12 protein-coding genes and 2 rRNA genes are annotated in these 21082 nt (G+C 41.6%); 12 read left to right on the plus strand and 2 right to left on the minus strand.

The genetic code is table 11. The annotated features are described in order from the left end of the window. The first annotated feature begins 3 nt into the window (after positions 1-3). Together ACJG85_RS06695 and rrf are read left to right on the plus strand one after the other, a co-directional pair. Positions 4-2883: ribosomal RNA gene (locus ACJG85_RS06695) — 23S ribosomal RNA — on the plus strand. 142 nt (positions 2884-3025) lie between these two features. Continuing rightward, positions 3026-3135 (plus strand): 5S ribosomal RNA (gene rrf / locus ACJG85_RS06700). A 194-nt stretch (positions 3136-3329) separates the two neighbouring features. On the opposite strand, the gene ACJG85_RS06705 is transcribed toward rrf, so the two are convergent. Together ACJG85_RS06705 and ACJG85_RS06710 are read right to left on the minus strand one after the other, a co-directional pair. Further along, positions 3330-3971: an endonuclease III domain-containing protein gene (locus tag ACJG85_RS06705; protein ID WP_412463632.1), complete on the minus strand. Its 642-nt coding sequence runs from the start codon at positions 3969-3971 to the stop codon at positions 3330-3332. A 3-nt stretch (positions 3972-3974) separates the two neighbouring features. Continuing rightward, a complete protein-coding gene (locus ACJG85_RS06710) occupies positions 3975-4838 on the minus strand; it encodes an alpha/beta fold hydrolase (RefSeq protein ID WP_412463633.1) in 864 nt (287 codons plus the stop codon). Positions 4839-4912: 74 nt separating this feature from the next. Between ACJG85_RS06710 and ACJG85_RS06715 the strand changes: the two genes are divergently transcribed. The 10 genes from ACJG85_RS06715 (at position 4913) to cmk (ending at position 21019) form a co-directional block, all read left to right on the plus strand. Next, positions 4913-6853, plus strand: a complete 1941-nt coding sequence (locus tag ACJG85_RS06715) for an alpha-1,4-glucan--maltose-1-phosphate maltosyltransferase (protein WP_412475969.1) — start codon at positions 4913-4915, stop codon at positions 6851-6853. A 4-nt stretch (positions 6854-6857) separates the two neighbouring features. Further along, entirely contained in the window at positions 6858-8480 is a 1623-nt protein-coding gene (locus ACJG85_RS06720) for a maltokinase N-terminal cap-like domain-containing protein (RefSeq protein ID WP_412475970.1), read from the plus strand. A 293-nt stretch (positions 8481-8773) separates the two neighbouring features. After that, on the plus strand, positions 8774-10678 hold the full coding sequence (gene glgB / locus ACJG85_RS06725; protein WP_412475971.1) for a 1,4-alpha-glucan branching protein GlgB: 1905 nt from the start codon (positions 8774-8776) through the stop codon (positions 10676-10678). Positions 10679-10858: 180 nt separating this feature from the next. Then, positions 10859-13255, plus strand: a complete 2397-nt coding sequence (locus tag ACJG85_RS06730; RefSeq protein WP_409677666.1) for a glycoside hydrolase family 31 protein — start codon at positions 10859-10861, stop codon at positions 13253-13255. Positions 13256-13293: 38 nt separating this feature from the next. Further along, positions 13294-14112, plus strand: coding sequence for a M48 family metallopeptidase (locus ACJG85_RS06735; protein ID WP_409677664.1), 819 nt, complete (start codon positions 13294-13296; stop codon positions 14110-14112). 69 nt (positions 14113-14181) lie between these two features. Then, positions 14182-15495 (plus strand): MFS transporter, encoded by a 1314-nt coding sequence (locus ACJG85_RS06740; RefSeq protein ID WP_409677662.1) that lies wholly within the window; start codon positions 14182-14184, stop codon positions 15493-15495. A 34-nt stretch (positions 15496-15529) separates the two neighbouring features. Then, entirely contained in the window at positions 15530-16459 is a 930-nt protein-coding gene (locus ACJG85_RS06745) for a DUF6252 family protein (protein ID WP_409677660.1), read from the plus strand. Positions 16460-16676: 217 nt separating this feature from the next. Then, complete coding sequence (lon, locus tag ACJG85_RS06750) at positions 16677-19127, plus strand: endopeptidase La (RefSeq protein ID WP_409677659.1); 2451 nt, start codon at positions 16677-16679, stop codon at positions 19125-19127. Between the two features lie 128 nt (positions 19128-19255). Beyond that, on the plus strand, positions 19256-20287 hold the full coding sequence (gene porQ / locus ACJG85_RS06755; protein ID WP_409677657.1) for a type IX secretion system protein PorQ: 1032 nt from the start codon (positions 19256-19258) through the stop codon (positions 20285-20287). A gap of 36 nt (positions 20288-20323) precedes the next feature. After that, complete coding sequence (gene cmk / locus ACJG85_RS06760; protein WP_412475972.1) at positions 20324-21019, plus strand: (d)CMP kinase; 696 nt, start codon at positions 20324-20326, stop codon at positions 21017-21019. Positions 21020-21082 lie beyond the last annotated feature (63 nt).

A 21082-nucleotide genomic window follows, 5' to 3' on the forward strand; every position in this document is an offset into this window, starting at 1 on the left:
GTACAATAAGCAAAATAAGGGCGTATGGGGGATGCCTAGGCTCTCAGAGGCGAAGAAGGACGTGATAAGCTGCGAAAAGCTGCGGGGATTGGCACATACGAATTGATCCGCAGATATCCGAATGGGGCAACCCACTATGTTGAAGACATAGTACACCGATAGGTGAGCAAACCCGCTGAACTGAAACATCTAAGTAGGCGGAGGAGAAGAAAACAAAAGTGATTCCGTAAGTAGTGGCGAGCGAACGCGGATTAGCCCAAACCAAAGTTGTTACGGCAATTTTGGGGTTGTAGGACCACGATATTTCTTGCGGATTGAATTAGAACTACCTGGAAAGGTAGGCCATAGACGGTGATAGCCCGGTATAAGTAAGAGAAGATAAGGATAGTGGTATCCTGAGTAGGGCGGGGCACGTGAAACCCTGTCTGAATTTGGCGGGACCATCCGCTAAGGCTAAATACTCCTGAGAGACCGATAGTGAACCAGTACCGTGAGGGAAAGGTGAAAAGAACCGTGAATAACGGAGTGAAATAGATCCTGAAACCATACGCTTACAAGCGGTCGGAGCAGATTAATCTGTGACGGCGTGCCTTTTGCATAATGAGCCTACGAGTTACCGTTGCTGGCAAGGATAAGCACTTCAGGTGTGGATCCGTAGCGAAAGCGAGTCTGAATAGGGCGCTATAGTCAGTAGTGGTAGACGCGAAACCGTGTGATCTACCCATGGGCAGGATGAAGCTGTGGTAACACATAGTGGAGGTCCGAACCGGTTGACGTTGAAAAGTCTTCGGATGACCTGTGGGTAGGGGTGAAAGGCCAATCAAACTCGGAAATAGCTCGTACTCCCCGAAATGCATTTAGGTGCAGCGCTGGTTATAAGTTATATAGAGGTAGAGCTACTGATTGGATGCGGGGGCTTCACCGCCTACCAATTCCTGACAAACTCCGAATGCTATATAATGTTTACCAGCAGTGAGGGCATGGGTGCTAAGGTCCATGTCCGAGAGGGAAAGAACCCAGACCATCAGCTAAGGTCCCCAAATGTATGCTAAGTTGAAAAAACGAGGTTTGTCTGCCCAGACAGCTAGGATGTTGGCTTGGAAGCAGCCATTCATTTAAAGAGTGCGTAACAGCTCACTAGTCGAGCGGACGAGCATGGATAATAATCGGGCATAAGCATACTACCGAAGCTATGGATTTGTAGTAATACAAGTGGTAGGGGAGCATTCTAACAGGGTTGAAGGTGAATCGTGAGGTTTGCTGGACCGGTTAGAAAAGAAAATGTAGGCATAAGTAACGATAATGCGGGCGAGAAACCCGCACACCGAAAGACTAAGGTTTCCTCAGCTATGCTAATCAGCTGAGGGTTAGTCGGGTCCTAAGGCGAACCCGAAAGGGACAGTCGATGGCCAACGGGTTAATATTCCCGTACTACTGTTAATTGTGATGGGGTGACGGAGTGATGAAAGTACCGCCAACTGACGGAATAGTTGGTTAAAGCACCTACCTATAAGAGCCGCAGGCAAATCCACGGCTTTTGGGGAAATGCGATAGTACTCGGAGGCTTCGGCCAAAGAGATAGTGTACCTAAGGGCTTCCAAGAAAAACCTCTAAACTTAGATTAACAGTACCCGTACCGTAAACCGACACAGGTAGTCGAGGAGAGAATCCTAAGGTGCTCGAGAGATTCATGGCTAAGGAATTAGGCAAAATAGACCTGTAACTTCGGGAGAAAGGTCGCCAGCAGTAATGCTGGCCGCAGTGAAAAGGTCCAGGCGACTGTTTATCAAAAACACAGGGCTCTGCAAAATCGTAAGATGAGGTATAGGGCCTGACACCTGCCCGGTGCTGGAAGGTTAAGAGGAGATGTTATCTTCGGAGAAGCATTGAATTGAAGCCCCAGTAAACGGCGGCCGTAACTATAACGGTCCTAAGGTAGCGAAATTCCTTGTCGGGTAAGTTCCGACCTGCACGAATGGTGTAACGATCTGGACACTGTCTCAGCCATGAGCTCGGTGAAATTGTAGTATCGGTGAAGATGCCGATTACCCGCAGTGGGACGAAAAGACCCTGTGCACCTTTACTATAGCTTAGTATTGGTCTTGGATAAGTGATGTGTAGGATAGGTGGGAGACTGTGAAATGGCGTCGCCAGGCGTTGTGGAGTCATTGTTGAAATACCACCCTTTGCTTATCTGAGGTCTAACCCCGCTTAAGTGGGGGACATTGCTTGGTGGGTAGTTTGACTGGGGTGGTCGCCTCCAAAAGAGTAACGGAGGCTTCTAAAGGTTCCCTCAGCACGCTTGGTAACCGTGCGTAGAGTGCAATGGCATAAGGGAGCTTGACTGAGAGACATACAGGTCGATCAGGTACGAAAGTAGAGCATAGTGATCCGGTGGTTCCGCATGGAAGGGCCATCGCTCAAAGGATAAAAGGTACGCCGGGGATAACAGGCTGATCTCCCCCAAGAGCTCATATCGACGGGGGGGTTTGGCACCTCGATGTCGGCTCGTCACATCCTGGGGCTGGAGAAGGTCCCAAGGGTTGGGCTGTTCGCCCATTAAAGTGGCACGCGAGCTGGGTTCAGAACGTCGTGAGACAGTTCGGTCTCTATCTACTGTGGGCGCAAGAAATTTGAGTGGATCTGATTCTAGTACGAGAGGACCGAATTGGACAAACCTCTGGTGTATCTGTTGTTCCGCCAGGAGCACCGCAGAGTAGCTACGTTTGGAAGGGATAAGCGCTGAAAGCATATAAGCGCGAAACCCACCACAAGATGAGATTTCTTTTAAGGGTCGTGGAAGATGACCACGTTGATAGGCTATAGGTGTAAAGGCAGTAATGTCATAGCCGAGTAGTACTAATAACCCGTAAGCTTATGTACGACGCTACCGCCTCGCAAGAGGCGGTGCAAACTTTCTAGGTTCCCAATCAAGTTGGGAATGATAAATACAATTTTTATCTCAGTATGTTAAGATATAGTGTAATGTTAATCAGCAAAAGCTGATTACCCTTGCAAACCAGCTTAAGGTGGTTATTGCGTCGGGGCTCACCTCTTCCCATTCCGAACAGAGAAGTTAAGTCCGACTGCGCAGATGGTACTGCAGTAATGTGGGAGAGTATGTCGCCGCCTTTTTTTAGAAACCCTGTTCTAACGAACGGGGTTTTTTGTTTTATATGGTTTTAAGCGAACTGAAGTTCGTGTACCTGAAGCCCACCGGGCTTCCTCCTCTTAATATCAAAACTCTTACTATAATAAATGATTTTTGTTATTAATGTCTTTTTTTAACCGATTGAATGTACAGTGTAATCCAATGAGAAATTACCTGATTAAATTGTTTTTAAAGGATAGAGGCAATCATTCTGAATAGGACAGTTATTGCACTTAGGGTTCGTAGGCCTGCAGGTTTCCCTGCCCAAAAAGGATATTGCCATACCAATTTCTCCCCAGATACTTTTGGGCAAGACTTGCATTAGTTGTTTTTCAATTTTATTTCCATCATTACTTTCGGTAACTAAACCGATTCTTGGAGCAACTCTTATTACGTGTAAATCGGCTATGATGCCTTCAGCTGGAACTTTCATTTCTCGCATAATCACGTTGGCCGATTTTCTACCGATTCCTTTTAAGGCAGTCAACTCCGGTAAATTTGTTGGGATGTTATCGTCTTTTTTTAAAGTTTGCGCAATTTCGATTAGCCAACTCGATTTGGTGTTAAAGTTTCTTACCTTATTTACTAAAGGGAATAATGTTTCAAAACTTGCTGTGGATAAGCTTTCAAAGTCAGGATACTTTTGGAAGAAACCGGGAGCAATCTTATTGATATTAGCATCAGAGTCTTGAGCTGACAGCACAACCATTACCATTAATTGGTAAATGTTGTCATAAGCTAACGGATGCTTTTTGTCTCGGTATAAATCAATGAGAGGTTGTAATTTTTCTTCCCAATTATTGTTTTCAAATAAATTCATGTCCTATGATTTTAAAAAAGTAGTAATGCTGTTAATTACATTTTCATTTCCTAAAATTTTTCGGTGCCCAAGATGTTCAGTAATCATAATCTCGCTTTTTTCCAAATATTTATGAATGTTGTGAGCTGCTTTTACGGAAACATCAGTATCGTTTTGGTCGTGTATGACCAATGCCGGAATTTTAACCTCCTGGGCTGCAAAGTGCGCAGAATAATGCTCCATCGGTTCTCCGAATTTTTTTTCGAAATGGGCTTTCAACAGTGAAGCATATTTAATAGGTAATTTTAATTTTTTAACAAAGTCTTCTAAAATATCTTGAATCACATCACCACTACCAATGATTACCGCTTTTTTCACTTGAAGGTTTTGTTTTATGGCATTCAATATCGACATGCCGCCCAAGGAGTGACCTACAGCAAACTCAAAAGGGCCGGATTGTTTTTCCAATTCTAAAATCGAAGCAATAAACTCAGTCATAATAGTTGTTTTTCCCTCCGATTTACCATGAGCCGGTGCGTCAAAACTTACTGTTTGGTATCCCATTTTTACTAACTCATCGGCAATCTTCACCAATTGGGTTCCGCGTCCCGACCAGCCATGAACAAGCAGTACTTTTTTATTACTTTCTCCATAGTGATACACTTGAATTTTCTTTTGTATGGTAGGAATGTAAAGCTTCGTTTTCCTACTTTGTTCTTCCATATGCCATTCGCGCTTCGGAATTTTGTATTTGATTGGCGTGGTAAAAAGTCGGGCTGCAAAAAGAGTGGTCAATTTTGGAGAAATTCTCTCTAATATTTTAGCCGTAAACAAAATTGACTTCGGAATTTGCAATGATTGAGTAGATTTTTGGGCCTTTTTTGTCATTTCAATAATTTTTTGGACGCTTGAAAACTTAACTTAAATTTTGTTAAATTTCAACATCATAAATATACGTCAAAATGCAAAATCAAACCCGAATAATTATTGAAAATGTTACGCCTCAATTGAATGGCGGTGCTTTTTATATCAAGAGAATTGTTGGACAATCGGTTGTGGTAAAAGCCAATGTTTTTGCCGACGGACATGATGTAATAGCGGCTTGTGTTAAGTTCAAACATGAGTCGGCCAAAAAATGGCAGGAAGTACGCATGACCGAATTAGGGAATGATGAATGGCAAGCAGAGTTTACTGTAGACAAACAAGGTCACTTTTCGTATTTCGTAGAAGCTTGGGTGGATTATGCCTTAAATTGGCAACACGGTACCGAGCGAAAAATCCAAGACAATCAATATGTCAAATCAGAATTGCTTGAAGGCGCTGAATATTGCGAAGCTATTCTAAAAGAAGCAACCGCTACAGAAAAAAAATACCTAAACGAAGCCATCAAAGCTTTTCAAGACGAGAAGTTATACGACAAGGCTATTCAAATCGCATTATCCAAAGAGTTACACCATATTTTTGAAGCTTATCCCACGCGAACTTTAGCTAATAAATCACACGAACTGCAAGTGTATGTAGATCGTCCCAAAGCCTTGTTCAGTACTTGGTACGAATTTTTTCCACGTTCTTCTTCGCCCGAAAAAGGAAAACACGGTACGTTTAAAGATTGTGAAAAGCTGTTGCCGAGAGTAGCCGCTATGGGTTTTGATACCTTATATTTTCCGCCGATTCATCCGATTGGAGAAGTCAATCGCAAAGGAAAAAACAATGCGACTACTGCCGAACCGGGCGATGTGGGTTCTCCTTGGGGCATCGGTTCTCAGTATGGCGGACACAAAGCCACGCATCCCGAATTGGGAACAATAGATGAATTCAAATCATTAGTCAAAACAGCCAAAAGTTTGGGGATTGAAGTGGCTATGGATTATGCGCTTCAAGCTGCGCCGGACCATCCGTATGTGAAAGAGTTTCCGCAATGGTTCAAATGGCGCCCGGACGGAACGGTACAATATGCCGAAAATCCGCCGAAGAAATACCAGGACATTATGCCAATTTACTTTGAAACCGGTGATTGGAAAAACCTCTGGAAAGAATTGTTGGATGTTGCACTGTTTTGGGTAGAAGAATGTGATATTCGTGTTTTCCGTGTAGACAATCCGCATACCAAACCGTTTTATTTTTGGGGTTGGCTTATAGCCGAAGTCAAAAAGAAATATCCTGATGTGCTCTTCTTAGCCGAAGCCTTTACTCGTCCGAAAATCATGCACGAGTTGGCCAAACAAGGTTTCTCACAATCCTATACTTATTTCACTTGGCGTAACACCAAAGCGGAATTAATCGAATATGTCGAAGAATTAACCAAAACCGAGCAAGCCGATTTTTACCGACCTAATTTCTGGCCTAACACGCCGGATATTCTTCCATACGCACTCCAAAGCGGTAACGAGAGCATCTATTTGCACAAATATTTCTTAGCGGCTACCTTAAGTTCCAGCGTTGGGATTTACGGACCGGTCTATGAGTATATGGTGTCGGAAGCCATGCCGGGCAAAGAAGAATATTTCAACTCCGAGAAATACGAATTTTACCACTGGGACTGGAGCATTCAAAACAAGTTGATTGCCATCATCACCAAAATCAATAAAATCCGCAAGGAACAACCGTCGTTGCAACAAACCAACAACATCCAGTTTTGTGCTACCGACAACGACCAAATTTTAGCCTATTACAAGTTTGACGATACCAAACAGGATGAAACGCTAATGATTTGCAGCCTTGATCCTTATTACGCTAAACAAGCCTGGGTACAATTGCCGTTGGCTTCTTTGGGCATTCATACCGGACAAACGGTAAAAGTGGTCGATTTAATTACCGGCAACAGCTACCATTGGGATAAAGAATGGAATTTCGTGGAATTGCATCCGGCCTTGCCATTCCATTTGTTTAAAATTTACAAATAGTCGTATGGAAAACGCTAACCAAGACACCTTCGCCAATCCGTTTAAGTTCAAATCGGAGTGGAAAAATGCCTTTACCGACGAGGAGTTTATCAAAGTCTTTGCTTCTGATATCCTCGAGAATTACATCATCAACAAACGTTGGTATGGCGGAAAGGCGAGTACGTTAAAGTATATCGAAGTCGTAGATCATTTTAAAATCACGTCTAAGAAAAATACCTATTACGGGGTTTTGCTCGAAGTGAATTTCAAGGAAGCGTTTTACCAACATTATTTTATGCCGTTGGCCTTCATGACGTCGGAGGAATTGGATACGAGTACCATCATCTCGCCGGCTAAATTTGGCCCTATCGAAGGCTATTTGGTGGATGCTTTGCACCAGGAAGATTTCCGCAAACTTTTGTTTGATAACATCGTCCAAGCCACTGAAAATCCGGAACTGAAGTTGATTTTCCACAAAGGCACACAGTTTAACGATAAAGAATACAAGTCGTCCAAATTCATGGGCTTGGAACAAAGCAATACGTCTATTATTTTCAATGACGCTTTTGTGCTCAAAATTTTCCGCCGCATTTATGTGAGTACCAACCCCGATTACGAAATCAGTCGTTTCCTAACCGAGCGTATGCATTTTAAAAGTTCACCGGCTTATACCGGAAGTATCAATTTGGCATTGCCCGAAGGGAACATTACTTTAGGTTTAATGCAGGAATTGGTGCCGAACCAAGGCGATGCTTGGAAATTTATGTTGGAGGAAATTGATGGTGTTTTTTCGAACTTGAAAAACAAAAAAATTAAGATTGAAAAACTCCCTGATATTCCGATGTTCAAACGCATGAGGATTAATGATATTCCACCGGAAATTATCGATTGGGTTGGATTGAGTTTGTTCCTGCGTTTGCAAACCTTGGCCAAGCGTACGGCTGAAATGCACATCGCGTTAGGCGGCGATATACACGACACGGCATTCACACCAACCACTTACAACGGCGATTACACCGTTTGGCTCAAAAACCGTATGTTGTATCAGTTCCAAAACCGATTGAACATCATCGAAAACAGTTTGCACAAACTCGACGGACTGGCACTCGAACTCGCGCATCAGTTTATGGAAAATAAAAAAATCGTCCGCAAACACTTTGTCGATTTCGATTGGACCAAAATGAAATCAGAGCGCATTCGCATCCACGGCGATTATCACTTGGGGCAAATTTTGGTGAACGGCGACGATTTTTACATCCTCGATTTTGAAGGCGAACCCGAAAGCACCATACGCGACCGTAAAGTGAAACAACCGCCGCTCAAAGATGTAGCCGGTTTGTTCCGCTCGTTTCATTACGCCATTTACGCCACGATTTTCAATAACAAAGACAAATATCCGTACGACCAAGACCAGTTGTTCCAAGCGGCCGAAATCTTGTTCCATTATTTTGTTGGTGCGTTTTTGGAAACCTATATCGACAAAGCGCAATCGGGCAATTTGAATATAGGTTATACGCATGAAATTGAGTTTTTACTCAAGTACTGCCTGCTAGAAAAAGCGGTGTACGAACTCGGCTATGAACTCAATTCCCGTCCGCGTTGGGCGGTGATTCCGTTGCGCGGCATACAGAGTATCATGAATTATTAAAAGGGAAAGCGAATCGCTTGGGCCGTTACAGGAAGCGTCATTCTCGCTTTCCGCTCCAATCTTTTTGCTGACACAAAAAGGATTTTCGCTCCAATCGGGGCTATAGTGGAAAGGCCACTGAAACAAAAGACAAAATCCGCTTAGCCCCGATTGGCAGTGCTACCGCGTAGCACAGAAAGCGGGAATATGGATAACAAGGAAGCGCTGACCAATCGCTTCAAACCCTTCGACAAGCTCAGGGTGACACTGTAGATATTAGCGGCAAAAGTGCCATTAACTATAAAAATAACAACATGAACCAAGTACAAGTACACTCGCTTTTTACCGATTTCGACATCGATTTGTTCAAAGCCGGAAAGCATTTTCGATTATATGAAAAACTGGGAGCTCACCTAACGGAAGTCAATGGTGTGAAAGGCGTGTATTTTGCCGTTTGGGCACCGGCCGCACGTTCGGTTTCGGTAGTAGGCGATTTTAATTACTGGATCCAAGGCGAGCACCAACTCAACGTGCGTTGGGACGGCTCGGGCATTTGGGAAGGATTTATTCCCGGCATCGACAAAGGCACACGCTACAAATACAAAATCCAATCCAATAACGAAGGCATTATTACCGAGAAAGCCGACCCATTTGCTTTGTTTTGCGAGCATCCGCCACAAACTGCTTCAGTTATTTGGGACTTAGAGTACAAATGGATGGACAAAAAATGGATGGACAACCGCAAAGACAAAAATGGCTTGGATAAGCCGTTTTCGGTGTATGAAGTCCATTTGGGTTCATGGCGCCGCAATGCCGAAGGCAAATTCCTGACGTATGTAGAAATGGCCGACGAATTAGTGGCTTACGTCAAAGAAACCGGTTTCACGCATGTCGAGTTTATGCCGGTGATGGAATATCCGTATGATCCGTCTTGGGGTTATCAATTGGTGGGTTATTTTGCACCTACTTCCCGTTTCGGGAAACCGCAAGATTTTATGTTGTTGGTAGATCAATTGCACCAAGCCGGTGTTGGCGTTATCCTTGATTGGGTGCCGTCGCATTTTCCGGAAGATGCACACGGATTAGGCTTTTTTGACGGTTCTAACTTATACGAACATCCCGACAGAAGAAAAGGATTTCATCCCGATTGGAAGAGCTTGGTGTTCAATTACGGCCGCAATGAAGTGCGTTCGTTCCTAATTAGTAACGCTATTTTTTGGTTGCACCAATACCATGTCGATGGGTTGCGCGTAGATGCCGTAGCTTCAATGTTGTACTTAGACTATTCCCGCAAAGACGGCGAATGGGAACCCAACATTTACGGCGGTCGTGAAAACCTGGATACCATTAGTTTCTTAAAAGATTTTAATGAAGCCGTTTACAGTGCCTTTCCGGATGTGCAAACGATAGCCGAGGAAAGTACCAGTTTCCCTATGGTGTCGCGTCCGACATTTTTAGGCGGACTCGGATTTGGGATGAAATGGATGATGGGTTGGATGCACGACACCTTGCAGTATTTCAAAAAAGAACCGATTTACCGACGTTACCACCAAAACGACATTACGTTTTCCATGACCTACGCGTTTACCGAAAATTTTATGTTGCCGCTGTCGCATGATGAAGTGGTTTACGGAAAACATTCCATTTTAGGCAGAATGCCCGGCGATGAATGGCAGCGTTTTGCCAATTTACGCTTGTTGTACGGCTATATGTTTACGCATCCGGGAACCAAGCTTTTGTTTATGGGCGCCGAATTCGGGCAAAGTGGTGAGTGGAATTTTGAAAGCAGTTTGGATTGGCATTTGTTGCAGTTTGGGTACCATCAAGGCATCAAAAAATGCATTACCGATTTGAATGCGTTATACAAAAGTCATCCGGCTTTGTACGAGCAGCAATTTCACGCCGATGGTTTTGAATGGATTAATTATTCCGATAACGAGAACTCGGTGTTGGCTTACATTCGCAAAGGTGTAAATCCGAAAAACGATTTAATCGTAGTGGCCAACTTTACGCCGGTCGTTCACGAAAATTACCGCATCGGGTTACCTACTCAAGGAAAGTTAGTTGAAGTCTTCAATTCGGATAATACCGAATACGGCGGAAGCGGAGTCTTGAATGCCAAACCAATCAAAATAGACAAACAAGCTTGGAATTTCCGAGATTTTTCAGCGGAGTTGACTTTGCCGCCTTTAGGGGTATCGGTTTACAAAATTTCTTAGCTTTACTTTAGACCACGAATTACACGAATTGGCTCAATTTTATGGGATAAAATACGTGTAATTCGTGGTACTTCTTTTTTATTATTATCCGCAAACGTTGTAGTTAAAAACTACTTGAAACTGTTGTAAAATTTTGAGTATCATCTTTGTAAATTTGGCACTCGACTCTAAAAAATCACTATGATTACCAATACAGAACTGGAATACAAAGGCGACCAATTCCCGTCGCAAATCGTTTCTTTCGAACAAGATGTTGACAGTATTTATTTCAATACGGACAATAATGTAATTTTAAAAATCACCATACTTCGCGATAGCTTAATTCGATTTAGATATACCACTAAAGGCTATTTCAGTAACGATTTTTCGTATGCCATTGATAAAACGCAATCGCACGGCTATAACCAATTAGAGGTTACGGAAGAATCCGAGTTTTATCAAATCAAAACCAGCAAAGTTTTTTGCAGAGTTCAAAAGAAAGACTTAAAGATTTCGATTTATGACATTGACGGCTTTACCATTTTAGAAGACGAACTCGGTTTTCATTGGGAAGAGTGTTATGAGCACGGCGGCAACATAGTAAAGATGAGTAAAGTGTCCAAAGACGGCGAAAGTTTCTACGGATTAGGCGACAAGCCTACGCATTTAAACTTGAAAGGCAAACGTGTCGAAAATTGGGCTACCGACCAATACGCTTTCCACAAAGACCAAGAGCCGCTGTACAAAGTAGTGCCTTTTTATATCGGTTTACACCACCAAAAAGCTTACGGTATTTTCTTTGACAATACTTTCAGAACATTTTTTGATTTTTGTCACGAGCGTCGCAATGTTACCAGTTTTTGGGCTGAAGGTGGTGAAATGAACTACTATTTTTTCTACGGTCCGAAAATGAGCGATGTGGTTGTGAATTACACGCACTTAACCGGAAAACCCGAGTTACCGCCTATGTGGACTTTGGGTTATCACCAATGCAAATGGAGTTATTATCCGGAAAGTAAGGTGAAAGAAATCACCGGAAAATTCAGAGAGTTGCGCATACCATGTGATGCCATATATTTGGACATTGATTATATGGAAGGTTTCCGTTGCTTCACTTGGAGCAAAGAGTATTTTCCGGAACCCAAACGCATGGTGGCCGAATTGGCTAAAGATGGTTTTAAAACGGTAGTCATCATAGATCCCGGAATCAAAATTGATAAAGACTATTGGGTATATCAGGAAGCGTTGAAAAACGATTATTTCTGTAAAAGAGCTGACGGTCCGTTTATGAAAGGCAAAGTCTGGCCGGGTGAATGTAATTTCCCGGATTATACCAAACCGGAAGTCCGCGAATGGTGGGCAGGATTGTTCAAAGAATTGATTTCGGAAATTGGCGTAAAAGGAGTTTGGAACGATATGAACGAACCTGCGGTTATGGACGTGCCCGGAAAAACGTTTCCCAATGACGTTCGCCATGATTACGATGGTAATCCGTGCAGTCACCGCAAAGCACATAATATTTACGGTACCCAAATGGCACGTGCCACTTATGAAGGCGTGAAGCGATTTGCCTATCCGAAAAGACCTTTTATCATAACCCGTTCCGCTTATTCCGGAGCGCAACGTTACACTTCTTCTTGGACCGGTGATAACGTAGCCAGTTGGGAACATTTGTGGATTGCTAACATTCAAATGCAACGGATGTCGATGTCGGGGATGGGCTTTACAGGTTCGGATATCGGTGGTTTTGCCGAGCAACCTTCGGGCGAATTGTATGCCCGTTGGATACAGTTAGGCGTATTTCATCCGTTTTGCAGAACGCATTCTTCCGGAGATCACGGCGAACAAGAACCTTGGTCATTCGGAGAAGAAGTAATCGATATTACCCGAAAATTTATTGAGCTTCGCTACCAATTGTTGCCTTATTTATACACCATGTTTTGGCAGTATGTGAATGAAGGTGTTCCCATGTTGAAGCCTTTAGTTTATTATGATCAGGACGATTTTCAAACGCACTACAGAACCGATGAGTTTATTTTCGGGAACCAAATTTTGGTTTGTCCGATTTTGGAGCCGAATGCTTTAGGGCGTCGTATGTATTTGCCCCAAGGCAATTGGTATAACTTCTGGACCAATGAAGTAATTGAAGGTAAAAAAGAGTTGTGGGTGAATACCCAATTCGATGAAATCCCGATTTTTGTTAAAGAAGGAGCTATTATCCCGAAATATCCGGTACAGCAATACGTTGGAGAAAAACAAATTGAAGAACTGATTTTGGATGTTTATTATAAATTCGGTAAAGAAAAGTCAACCGTTTATGAAGATGCGCAAGACGGTTATGATTACAATAAAGGTCGCTTCTGTTTGAGAACTTTCAATTTGAATGGTAAGGAGAAAGAGTTGATTATTCAACAACACCAAGAAGGTACTTTTGAAACCACTTATTCACAATTCAAAATCAACTTAAAAGGATTGCCTTTTAAAGTAAAAAAAGTGGAAGTTGATAACGAAAAGATAGCTCTGGATAAATTGCATTTAAACGGCGATAATTCCTTAATAATTGATAAAGATTTTACCGAGTTGCATCTGATTGGCTAATCGTTTGTTTAACTTTGTCAAACTAAAATTGTTTGATTATGAAAAAAGGACCTTTTTTAGGCATTTTGTTATTGGTATTGATAGCAATTGCCTGTGCCACTAATCCGGTAACGGGAAAGAAAACTTTAGCTTTTGTACCCAATTCAGAAATCTTTGCTTCATCATTTAATCAGTACGGTGAATTTTTAAAGACTAATAAAGTCATAACCGGTACAGCCGATGCCAAGCGAGTAGAAACCGTTGGAATGAAAATCAGAGCTGCTGCCGAAAAATTGCTGCAGTCCAGAGGAACAATAGGAGAACTCCAAGGGTATGCATGGGAATACAAATTGGTTGACAATAAAGAAGTCAATGCATGGTGTATGCCCGGCGGAAAAATTGTTTTCTATTCAGGTATTTTACCAATTTGCAAGGACGAAGCGGGTATGGCAACGGTTATGGGACATGAAGTAGCTCATGCTTTGGCCAACCACGGTCAACAAAGAATGAGTGCCGGTTTAGCCCAACAAGTAGGTGCCGGTTTAGCGCAAGCAGCTGTTGGCGGAAAAAGTGCCGAAACACAAGCCTTGGTAATGCAAGCATACGGTATCGGATCTACAGTAGGAGGTATGTTGCCCTTTAGCAGAAGTCACGAAACCGAAGCAGATGAAATTGGGTTGACTTTGATGGCTATAGCCGGTTATAATCCGGAAACATCTATTGCTTTTTGGGAAAGAATGTCGGCCAAATCCGGCGGTTCAGCTCCGGCAGAGCTTTTAAGTACTCACCCTTCAGATGCCACCAGAATTGCTAATCTTAAAAAATTGATTCCCAAAGCCAAAGCGCAAGCGGCAAAGTTCGGGGTAACATTTAGATAATAAAATTAGTTTATATTTGAATCCTGTCTTGTAAAGTCGAGACAGGATTTTTTTATTTAAAGCAAGATTATGGCAACACTTCCTAAAGGTCATCCTAAATTACTAAATGCTTGGGCATTTTACGATTGGGCCAATTCCGTTTACAGTTTGGTTATCGCCTCGGCGGTCTTCCCGATTTACTACGAAAACTTATTTAAAAATAACCATCGAGATACTGTTTCGTTTTGTGGTACAGATGTCAAGGCTACTGCGATGATTAGTTTTGTAACCGCATTTGCTTTTTTAATTGTAGCATTGTTTTCGCCTATTTTATCAGGTATTGCTGATTATGTCGGCAATAAAAAGAGTTTTTTACGTTTCTTTTGTTACTTAGGTGGTTTGTCTTGTATCGGCTTGTATTGGTTTGATTTTGATAACCTAATCACAGGTTATATTTTTTATTATTTCGGTTTGATTGGTTTTTGGTCGAGTTTGGTTTTTTACAATTCCTATTTGCCGGATATTGCATTTCCTGAACAACAAGACCGAGTGAGTGCAAGAGGTTTTTCAATGGGCTACCTTGGTAGTACACTTTTGCTGGTTTTTAACTTGGCTATGGTGATGTTTCCCGATACTTTTTTCATTTCAGACGATATGGAAGCCATGCGAATCTCTTTCGTTACAGTTGGTGTTTGGTGGATTAGCTTTAGTCATATTACCTATTATTATTTACCCAAAGGCACTAGAAACAACGTCAAAATGACGAATGACTTTATCTTCAAAGGATTCCGAGAATTAAAGCTGGTTTGGCATCAGTTAAAAGAAAACTTGGCTTTGAAACGCTATCTGTACAGCTATTTTGTTTTCATAATGGCAGTGCAAACGGTAATGCTGGTAGCTACCTATTTTGGTGCTACTGAAATTGCATGGGAAACACCCGAACAAAAAACAATGGGTTTGATAATCAGTATTTTGGTAATCCAATTGGTAGCCGTATTGGGTGCTTTTCTGACGTCAAGGGCATCAGACAAATACGGAAATCTCAATACCTTAATTTTTCTTAATGCTTTTTGGGCCATACTTTGCGTTTTTGCCTATTTTGTAGAAAAGCCGGTTGAATTTTACACGATAGCCGGTTTTGTGGGCTTGGTTATGGGTGGTATTCAATCATTGGCACGTTCCACTTATTCTAAATTGTTACCTGAAACCAAAGACACTACTTCGTTTTTTAGCTTTTATGATGTAACCGAAAAAGTCGGTATTGTAATCGGTATGTCGATTTACGGTATCATTGATCAAATTACCGGTAGTATGCGAAATGCCATAGTGTTTTTAGGCGCCTTTTTTATCATTGGCTTAATTCTGTTATTCAGAGTTCCTAAAAAAGCCTTGAGAAATAAATAAATCAATTATATTTGGAAAAAATTTACCAATCAAAATGAAAAACATAAAATTTTTAACCGGGATTTTCCTCATCCTTACAGCTTTTACCTTTACTTCATGTGATAACGAACCAATTGATCCGGCCATCGATTTAGATAATTTTGGTGGTGGTGGCAATAATGGCGGACCGGTAGTTTTTAAAGCCGATTTTAGCGGTAGTACTTGGAATGCTACTTCTGCTCAAGCCGATATTACCAATGGAGTAATATCAATTGTTGGTTTCAGAGGCTCTAACGGTGAAGGTTTTGGATTTCAAGTTTTAGCAACAAGCACCGGAACTTATCCTGCTAATGCTAATCTTTTGGTGTATACACCGGCTAATTCTGAGTATGGCTATTGGAGTATTAACCCTGATAATGCTCAAGCAGACACCGGTTCTATTACCATAACCGAGATTGATACAGTTAACAAAACCATTTCAGGAACCTTCAATTTTACCGGTTATTGGTCGGATACATTGGTAACTAATATTTTACCAACAGTATTTTCGAACGGTGTTTTCGAAAATATCCCTTACGAATCAGACAGCACGCCTGTAACAGACGATACTTTCTCTGCTAAGTTTGACGGTGTTGATTTTGTGGAAGATCAAATTGATGTGGTGCAAATCCTTGCTAATGAATCTCCATTTGCTCCGGTTGCTATCAGTATTGTAGGTTCTCAAAATGCTAACGATGATAATGTTGGCCTCAGAATTCCTTACAGTATTGCTGTTGGAACATACAGTTTTGATACAAATACCGCTAACTTTGGGGGTAGTTCAATTCAAGACGGATTGTTGTATGTAGCACAATCAGGAACGGTAACCATTATCTCTAAAACTGCCACCAGAATCAAAGGAACGTTTAGTTATGAGGCATACAATTTCACTACAAATACTACCAAACAAGTAACCGCAGGTACTTTTGATGTGGAATACAATTAACATTAGTGTTTACAATATTTTAAATCCGTCAATTTGGCGGATTTTTTTTGTGGCATAATCATTGACTTATCACACCGGCTTATTGCTATTAGAGTTTAAAAACGAATAAGTTCTAATCTTATGTTAATACATCAATATTAGTTTTCAGCTACTTAAAGATGTTTTACATTTGTATATCATTATTTTTTAATGTCACACAGACTAAATTAAACGCCACATGCGAAACCACAATATTTTAACACTTGACAATCTGTCATTGCAAGAGTTCGATGCCGAAACCGATTTGATTCCGCTTTTAACCCCGGAAGACGAAGAGGAAATGAACAAAGAAGAGTTGCCCAACTCACTGCCTATCTTGCCTTTGCGAAATACCGTTTTATTTCCGGGCGTAGTGATTCCGATTACTGCCGGAAGAGATAAATCAATCAAACTGATTAATGATGCCAACGCCGGAAACAAAATCATCGGTGTCGTAGCGCAAAAGAATGAAGAAGTAGAAGATCCGACTAAAAACGATATTCACTCGGTTGGAACTGTAGCTCAGATTTTGAGGGTGTTAAAAATGCCCGACGGTAATGTAACCGTTATTTTACAAGGGAAAAAGCGATTCGAAATAGATACGGTTACGGCCGAAAATCCCTATTTAAGAGCGGTTATTAAGGAAGTGGAAGAAAAACGTCCGAATGAAAACGACACCGAATTTCAAGCCATAGTAGATTCAATACGTGAATTGGCCATCGAAATTATCAAGGAAAGTCCGAACATTCCGACTGAAGCCACTTTCGCCATTAAAAATATTGAAAGCCAATCTTTCCTAATCAATTTTGTTTCCTCTAATATGAACCTTACGGTAAAAGAGAAACAGGATTTGTTGTCGATTAATATCTTAAAAGACAGGGCTTTGGAAACCTTGCGTTTTATGAACGTAGAGTTGCAAAAGTTAGAATTGAAAAACGATATCCAATCGAAAGTAAGATTTGACCTCGACCAACAACAACGCGAATATTTCCTGCACCAACAAATGAAAACCATTCAGGAAGAATTGGGTGGCGTTTCCTATGAACAGGAAATCGAAGAAATGCGACAAAAAGCAAAAACCAAAAAATGGGACGAGAAAACAGCCAAGCATTTTGAAAAAGAAGTGTCGAAGTTACAGCGTATGAATCCGCAAGCGCCCGATTTTGGTATCCAAAGAAATTATTTAGAGCTGTTCTTAGAATTGCCTTGGAACGAATATTCTCAAGACAATTTCGACTTAAAACGGGCTCAAAAAATATTAGACCGCGACCATTTTGGATTGGAAGATGTTAAAAAACGCATCATCGAACATTTGGCCGTACTCAAATTGCGCAACGATATGAAATCGCCTATCATTTGCTTAACCGGACCTCCGGGTGTTGGTAAAACGTCTATCGGTAAATCGATAGCGGAAGCCTTAGGTAGAGAATATGTGCGGATTTCTTTGGGCGGATTGCGAGATGAAGCTGAAATTCGCGGTCACCGAAAAACATACATCGGTGCGATGCCCGGAAGAATTATCCAAAGCTTGAAAAAAGCCGGTACCTCTAATCCGGTATTCGTGTTGGATGAAATTGATAAATTGTCGAGCAGTCACCAAGGCGATCCGTCGTCGGCTTTATTGGAAGTGTTGGATCCGGAACAAAACAAAGAGTTCTACGATAACTTTTTGGAAATGGGCTACGACTTGTCGAAAGTGATGTTTATCGCTACTTCCAACAATATGGCTACAATACAACCGGCTTTGAAAGACCGTATGGAAGTGATTAAAATGACAGGCTATACTATCGAAGAAAAAATCGAAATCGCACGCCAACACTTATTGCCGAAACAATTAAAAGAACATGGTTTAACCACCAAAGATTTGTCTATCGGCAAAAAACAATTGGAGAAAATTGTGGAAGGTTACACTCGTGAATCCGGTGTTCGAAGTTTGGAAGCTAAAATAGCACAAGTTATTCGAAATGCAGCCAAATCGGTCGCCATGGAAGAAGAGTACAATAAAAAAGTAACCGATGAAGATATAGTAGCCATTTTAGGCGCACCAAAGTTAACCCGAGACAAATCCGAAAGCAATGATGTGGCCGGAGTAGTTACCGGTTTGGCTTGGACTTCAGTTGGTGGAGATATACTATTTATCGAGTCCTTGATTTCTCCGGGAAAAGGCACTTTAACGTTAACCGGGAATTTGGGAACAGTTATGAAGGAATCAGCCACGATTGCCCTCGAATATATCAAAGCCAATGCTGAACTTTTTGGTCTTGATAACGAAATTATCGGCAAATACAATATCCATTTACACGTACCGGAAGGTGCCACGCCTAAAGACGGACCAAGCGCCGGTATTGCCATGCTGACCTCATTGGTTTCTTTATACACCCAACGCAAAGTGAAAAAAGATTTAGCCATGACAGGAGAAATCACCTTGCGAGGAAAAGTATTGCCGGTTGGCGGGATCAAAGAAAAAATCTTAGCGGCAAAGAGAGCAAACATCAAAGAGATAATCCTTTGTCAGGAAAACAAAAGTGATATTGATGAAATCAAACCGGAATATTTAGAAGGCTTGACTTTTCATTACGTTAAAGAGATGAAAGATGTGATTGATATTGCCTTGACCCAACAAAAGGTCAAAAATGCCAAAAAACTGTAAGTCATTTTATAAATAATTATAAGGCATGAGTGATACCAACGCTCATGCCTTTTTTATTAACTTTTTTCCTCCGATATAAAATAATATCTTCGCATTTCCGTTATAGTAATTGCCATAAGCTTGTTTTAATGTTTAGAAAAATCATTTGTATTGTCTTTTGCCTCGTCGGTTTGGTCGGTTTCGGACAAGTTGGCGGTCAATCGGTATACCAATTTCTAAATTTGGTTACTTCACCACGTCAAGCCGCTATTGGTGGTAAAGTGATTACATTTTACGACCAAGATGTTAATCAAGCGCATTTCAATCCGGCTTGTATTAATGCCGAAATGGATAACAAATTGGCGCTGAATTACGGCAGCTATTTTGGTGAAGTAACTTACGGAACTGCTTCTTATGCGTATACTTATGACCGTCATGTGCAAACTTTTTTCGGTGGTGTAAACTATGTGAATTACGGGAAGTTTGAAGGATACGATGAGAATGGTCAACAAACGGCCAGTTTTACCGGTAGTGAAATCGCGCTTAGTTTTGGTTATGCTTACAATGTGCCGTTTACCGATTTGTATATTGGAGCCAATGCCAAGCTGATTTCTTCTTCTTTGGAGAGCTATAATTCCTTTGGTGCCGCTATTGATATTGGTGCTTTGTTTATTGATACCCGAAATGATGTTAATTGGGCTATAGCCATCAGAAATATCGGAACCCAAATTACACCTTATGCCGAAACCCGAGAGAAGTTGCCTTTGGAAGTGCTAATCGGAGTTTCTCAGTTGATGGAAAATGTCCCGATTCGTTGGCATTTGACCTTAGAAAACATGCAGCAATGGCAGTTGGCATTTGCCAATCCGAATAGGGCAGAAGGGAATTTGGACGGCGGTTCAACGCCCGAAAAAGTATCGTTCTTTAATAACGCTCTGCGTCACGTGATTGTGGGTGCCGAATTGTTTCCCGACAAAGGGTTCAACATTCGCTTAGGCTATAATTTCCGTAGAGCCGAAGAATTGCGTATTTTAGAGCAGCGAAATTTCTCCGGATTGTCCGTTGGATTTGGCTTAAAAATCAACAACTTGAAATTTAATTATTCGTATTCGAGATATACTTTGGCGGCCAACACCAGTTTGTTTGGTTTGACGATAGATTTTTCGGGGAACCGATATTAAAAACTGAGGTTCGCGAACAGCAAAAAAAATAATATTGTGAGCAAAAAAATTACCATAGCCATCGACGGATTTTCTTCCACCGGAAAAAGCACTTTAGCCAAGCAATTGGCCAAACATTTAGGATATGTTTATGTAGATTCCGGTGCTATGTACCGTGCGGTGACATATTTTGCCATGCAGAACGGTTGTATTGGTCCCGATTTTTTTGACAAACAAACCTTAATCAACAGTTTGCCGTTTATCAAATTGCATTTTGAGTTCAATCCTGAGTTGGGTTTTGCCGAAATGTATTTGAATGGTGAGAATGTCGAAGCGGCAATTCGTACCATAGAAGTTTCCGGTTATGTGAGCAAGATTGCTGAGGTTTCGGAAGTCAGAGCCAAATTGGTCGAACAACAACAACAAATGGGCAAAGATAAAGGCATTGTAATGGACGGTCGCGACATAGGAACAGTGGTGTTTCCCGATGCCGAACTTAAGGTGTTTATGACGGCCAGTCCGGAAACCCGTGCCCGAAGACGTTATGATGAATTGCTAGCCAAAGGACAAGAGGTGTCCTTTGAAGCTGTTTTGAAAAATGTAGAGGAGCGCGATTACATAGATACCCACAGAGATGATTCGCCTTTGGTTATGGCCGACGGCGCTATCGAGATCGACAATTCCGCACTTACCCGAGAGGAACAATTTGAGGCAGTCTTAGCCTTAGTGGACCAAGTCTCGAAATCGTTGTAAATATTTTTTTTTCTCAATATAAATAGTAGATTTACGGGTTGTTATTTACTAAAACCAAAAACT

The sequence above is a fragment of the Flavobacterium mekongense genome (assembly GCF_047038255.1).
GTDB lineage: Bacteria > Bacteroidota > Bacteroidia > Flavobacteriales > Flavobacteriaceae > Flavobacterium > Flavobacterium mekongense.

What these genes read in the sequence shown, in the direction of transcription:
- ACJG85_RS06705 (WP_412463632.1), bottom strand. Translation starts at nt 3,971, where the DNA reads ATGAATTTATTTGAAAACAATAATTGGGAAGAAAAATTACAACCTCTC.
- ACJG85_RS06710 (WP_412463633.1), bottom strand. Translation starts at nt 4,838, where the DNA reads ATGACAAAAAAGGCCCAAAAATCTACTCAATCATTGCAAATTCCGAAG.
- ACJG85_RS06715 (WP_412475969.1), top strand. Translation starts at nt 4,913, where the DNA reads ATGCAAAATCAAACCCGAATAATTATTGAAAATGTTACGCCTCAATTG.
- ACJG85_RS06720 (WP_412475970.1), top strand. Translation starts at nt 6,858, where the DNA reads ATGGAAAACGCTAACCAAGACACCTTCGCCAATCCGTTTAAGTTCAAA.
- glgB (WP_412475971.1), top strand. Translation starts at nt 8,774, where the DNA reads ATGAACCAAGTACAAGTACACTCGCTTTTTACCGATTTCGACATCGAT.
- ACJG85_RS06730 (WP_409677666.1), top strand. Translation starts at nt 10,859, where the DNA reads ATGATTACCAATACAGAACTGGAATACAAAGGCGACCAATTCCCGTCG.
- ACJG85_RS06735 (WP_409677664.1), top strand. Translation starts at nt 13,294, where the DNA reads ATGAAAAAAGGACCTTTTTTAGGCATTTTGTTATTGGTATTGATAGCA.
- ACJG85_RS06740 (WP_409677662.1), top strand. Translation starts at nt 14,182, where the DNA reads ATGGCAACACTTCCTAAAGGTCATCCTAAATTACTAAATGCTTGGGCA.
- ACJG85_RS06745 (WP_409677660.1), top strand. Translation starts at nt 15,530, where the DNA reads ATGAAAAACATAAAATTTTTAACCGGGATTTTCCTCATCCTTACAGCT.
- lon (WP_409677659.1), top strand. Translation starts at nt 16,677, where the DNA reads ATGCGAAACCACAATATTTTAACACTTGACAATCTGTCATTGCAAGAG.
- porQ (WP_409677657.1), top strand. Translation starts at nt 19,256, where the DNA reads ATGTTTAGAAAAATCATTTGTATTGTCTTTTGCCTCGTCGGTTTGGTC.